Here is a 3,575-nt window from a genome sequence, read left to right on the forward strand (position 1 = left end):
CAGACCGGCGAGTTCACCCTGCGAGCCGGCGTTGGGCTGAATGGAGACGCTGTCATAGCCGGTGATTTCCGCCAGCCGGGACTCGAGGTCGCCGATCAGTTCGCGCCAGCCTTCGGTCTGATTGTCCGGGGCGAACGGGTGGATGGTGGCGAATTCCGGCCAGCTGATGGACTCCATTTCGGCGGCGGCGTTCAGCTTCATGGTGCACGAGCCGAGCGGAATCATCGTCCGGTCGAGTGCCAGGTCGCGGTCGGAGAGGCGGCGCAGGTAGCGCATCATCCGGGTTTCCGAGCGGTACTGGGAGAAGACCGGGTGGGTCATGTAGGCGGAGGTGCGGTGCAGTTCCGGCTCCAGTTCGAAGGCGGGGGTTCCGCCGTCGAACGCGTTCCGGATGGCCGCTTCCGGCCCGGAGATGCCGAACGCGGCGGCGATCGTGGCCAGGTGCTCAAGCGTCGTCGTCTCATCGCTGGAAATACCGACCTGGTCTGCGCTGATGAGGCGCAGGTTCACGCCGTCGGCCTCCGCTGCGGCAACAATGTCCGCCGCACGGCCGGGAGCCTGGACCGTGATGGTGTCGAAGAAGCGCTGACTCGTCAGTTCGAAGCCGCCGCCAGTCAGCACCGAGGCGAGTGCCCGGGCGGAGTCGTGAGCGTGGGTGGCGATAGCACGCAGGCCCTCGGGACCGTGGTAGACCGCATACATGCCGGCGACAATGGCCAGCAGAGCCTGCGCGGTGCAGATGTTGGAGGTCGCCTTCTCGCGGCGGATGTGCTGTTCGCGGGTCTGCAGCGCCAGGCGGAAGGCGGTGGTGCCGGCGTCGTCCTGGGAAACTCCGACGATACGGCCGGGAAGCGAACGCTCCAGGCCCTTGCGGACGGCCATGTAGGCGGCGTGCGGGCCACCGAAGAACAACGGAACACCCATGCGCTGGGCGGAGCCGACGGCGATGTCGGCACCCTGCTCGCCCGGAGCGGTGATCAGGGTCAGCGCGAGCAGGTCTGCCGCAACGGTAACCATCGCGCCGCGTTCCTTCGCCGCGGCGATGACGGCGGCGTGGTCGTGGATCCGGCCTGAGACGCCCGGCTGCTGCAGCACGATGCCGGCGATCTCGCCGTCGGGCAGTCCATTGCTGAGGTCAGCGACCTCGACCTCGAAGTCCAGTGCGGAGGAACGGCCCTTCACGATGGCGATCGTCTGCGGCAGGCAGTCGGCATCGAGGACGATTTTCCCATCCGACTTGGCCTTGTTGGAGCGGCGCATCAGCAGCACGGCTTCGGCGACGGCGCTGGCTTCGTCCAGCAGGGAGGCGTTTGCGATCGGCAGGGCCGTCAGGTCCTGCACCATGGTCTGGAAGTTCAGCAGCGCCTCTAGTCGGCCCTGCGAAATCTCGGGCTGGTAGGGCGTGTAGGCGGTGTACCAGGCCGGGGACTGCAGCACATTGCGCAGAATCACCGGCGGGGTGAAGGTGCCGTAGTAGCCCTGGCCGATCATCTGGGTTTTCATCACGTTCTTGGCGGCTATTGTCCGCAGGTCTGCGAGGACCTCGGATTCGCTGCGGGCGGGCGGCAGGTCGAGCGGGGCGCTCTGGCGGATGCTGTCGGGCACGGCGGTGTCAGCGAGTGCTTCGACACTGGGATAGCCCACTGTCTTGAGCATGCTTTCGGCGTCGTTGTTGCGCGCACCGATGTGGCGGTCGGCGAAGACCGGACTGGTTGAATTGGTCGAATGAACCGTCATGAGGAACTCCAAAAGTTGACGGCGTGCGGACACGCCAGTGGCTGGGTTCCTCCCCGCTCTGTAGTGGACCTGAGAGATTCCGCGGATCCTATGATCGGATCCGCTTGCACCGTTGGTGAGCCACGGCTATGCCGGACTGCTTTCCAGAGTTGCCTGACGCAGCGGTACGGGTGCCTGAGAGGTTCCTGGGGAGGATTTGCTCCTACGGCGCCGGCCAAGAATGTTCATCCTGCCGGGCTCTCCCGCTGCGGGTCAGCGGCATATGTAATTGTGGGTGGTTCGTATCACAGAATACGCGGTGATCCGGCGTGGACGCAAAACCGGGCGGATCAGGGCCGCTGCAGACCGACCCTCGAAAGGATGGCCGTCGTCGCGGCGCGGACACCCGTGCTCAACGTTGGCTCCATGACCGGCGCGAACTGCGGGGAATGGTTCATCGGTACGGTCCGACCGGACTCGAGCAGTTCAGGCGGGTGGCCGCCGAAGAACCAGTAGACGGATGGAACGCCGATCGCTTCAGCCAAGCTGCCGAAGTCCTCGCTGCCCATTTGCGGCCGGCCCTCCACCACGTTGTCCACACCCAGTGACTGGCGGAACTCAGCGAGCAACCCGGCCGTGGCTTCAGGGTCGTTCCAGCAGGCCGGAAAAGTCGAGATTTCCTCTATTTGCGGCTCTGGAGCGCCGGATGAATCCGCTTCGGACTTGATAATCCGGCGCAAGGAATGCAGAACCTTATCCCGCACGTCCTGACTGAAGGTGCGCACATTGAGGGTGAACTCGGCTGACGCCGGGATGATGTTTTCCTTGAGCCCGGCGTGGAAGGTGCCAATGGTGACGACGGCGGATTCCCTCGGGTCGACTTCGCGCGCCACGATGGACTGAATCCGCACCACCATGTGGGCGCCGAGGACAATTGGGTCCACGGTGTCCTGCGGCTGGGAACCGTGGCCGCCCCGGCCGTGAACGGTGACTTTCCACGAGTCGGCCATCGACATCGCGTTGCCGCTGCGAATATGGACCGAACCGGCGGCTTCAGGCATCACATGCTGCCCCAAAACGACTTCCGGAAGGGGCGCCTTCTCCCAGAGTCCGTCGTCGACCATGGCCTTTGCCCCGGCTGCCGTCTCCTCCCCCGGCTGAAAGATGAAGACCACCGTGCCGGACCAACTGTCCCTTGCGTCGGCGAGCAACTCCGCCGTCGCCAAAGCGCCCGTTACATGAGTGTCGTGTCCACAACCGTGCATCACGGGCACGTCGGTCCCGTCGGGCAGCGTGCCGGTGGCGGCGCTCGCGTATTCAAGGCCCGTGTCCTCTTTGATCGGCAGTCCGTCGGTGTCGGCCCGGAATCCTACCACCGGCCCCTCCCCGTTGCGCAGAATACCGACGACGCCGGTTCCGCCACAGCTGAAGTTCTCAACGCCGAGCGCTTCGAGCCGTTCCGTAATGATTTCGGCCGTCCGATGCTCCTGCATGGACAGTTCCGGATTGGCGTGCAGCTGGCGGTACAGGTCATGCATTTTCTGAGTGTGCGCACCAGTGAGTTCTATCTTCGGGTTTGCGCCGCGGGCGTCGCTGGACATGGGTCAGCCTCATTTCGTCTTCGGCAGTGGCGGGTCCACCTGCACCCACGTTACTGCCCCGGCCGCAGCGGTGCCGTGCTGGCCTGCGACGGTATGCTCCTGCCTCCTGTCGCTCCCGCCGGAAATTTTCAGATTACCGACCGAAGCGACCGCGACTGCCCAGGGAGCAAGTCCAGGGTTAGCTGGGCATTTGGGTTTGCATGACGAGTTGGGCTTGTTTGAGGAGGTTGGTCAGGACGCGGCTGGCGTCGCGGAGTG

At 64.9% G+C, this 3,575-nt stretch carries 2 protein-coding genes and 1 riboswitch; both genes read right to left on the reverse strand.

Going from position 1 to position 3,575, the window contains the following annotated elements:
- Positions 1-1,737 (reverse strand): glycine dehydrogenase (locus Y707_RS25785; protein ID WP_035781659.1); only part of this gene is annotated, 1,737 nt, incomplete at its 3' end.
- A gap of 152 nt (positions 1,738-1,889) precedes the next feature.
- Positions 1,890-1,992: riboswitch (glycine riboswitch) on the reverse strand.
- 74 nt (positions 1,993-2,066) lie between these two features.
- Positions 2,067-3,317, reverse strand: a complete 1,251-nt coding sequence (locus Y707_RS0112915) for an amidohydrolase (RefSeq protein ID WP_051441966.1) — start codon at positions 3,315-3,317, stop codon at positions 2,067-2,069.
- Positions 3,318-3,575 lie beyond the last annotated feature (258 nt).

It is taken from the genome of Arthrobacter sp. H14 (assembly GCF_000520495.1).
Taxonomy (GTDB): domain Bacteria; phylum Actinomycetota; class Actinomycetes; order Actinomycetales; family Micrococcaceae; genus Arthrobacter_C.